This window comes from Zoogloea oryzae, from assembly GCF_030161255.1.
GTDB classification, from domain to species: domain Bacteria; phylum Pseudomonadota; class Gammaproteobacteria; order Burkholderiales; family Rhodocyclaceae; genus Zoogloea; species Zoogloea oryzae.
This window is the reverse complement of record NZ_BSPX01000312.1, coordinates 1-597: the sequence shown is the minus strand read 5'-3', so window position 1 is coordinate 597 and position 597 is coordinate 1. Positions and strand designations below refer to the sequence as shown.

Here is a 597-nt window from a genome sequence, read left to right as displayed (position 1 = left end):
CGCAGATGCACTACGCCCGTCAGGGCATCATCACCCCCGAGATGGAATACGTGGCGATCCGCGAGAACCTCAACCGCGCCGCCTACCTCGAGAACCTCCGCAACACCGGCCCGATGGGCGAGAAGATGGTCAAGCTGCTGGGCCGCCAGCACAAGGGCCAGGACTTCGGCGCGGCGATTCCCGCCGAGATCACCCCCGAGTTCGTGCGCGCCGAAGTGGCCCGCGGCCGCGCCATCATCCCCAACAACATCAACCACCCTGAGTCCGAGCCGATGATCATCGGCCGCAACTTCCTGGTGAAGATCAACGCCAACATCGGCAACTCGGCGCTCGGCTCCTCCATCAACGAGGAAGTCGACAAGATGACCTGGGCCACCCGCTGGGGCGGCGACACGGTGATGGATCTCTCGACCGGCAAGAACATCCACGAAACCCGCGAGTGGATCATCCGCAACTCGCCCGTGCCCATCGGCACCGTGCCCATCTACCAGGCGCTCGAGAAGGTGAACGGCAAGGCCGAGGAGCTCACCTGGGAGATCTTCCGCGACACGCTCATCGAGCAGGCTGAGCAGGGCGTCGACTACTTCACCATCCACG

The 597-nt window shown here is 64.3% G+C and carries 1 protein-coding gene; it reads left to right on the top strand.

All coding sequences use genetic code 11. The features are described 5' to 3' along the window. The coding region (locus QQK25_RS23520) for a phosphomethylpyrimidine synthase ThiC (protein WP_284190126.1) at positions 1-597 on the top strand (597 nt) is incomplete at both ends.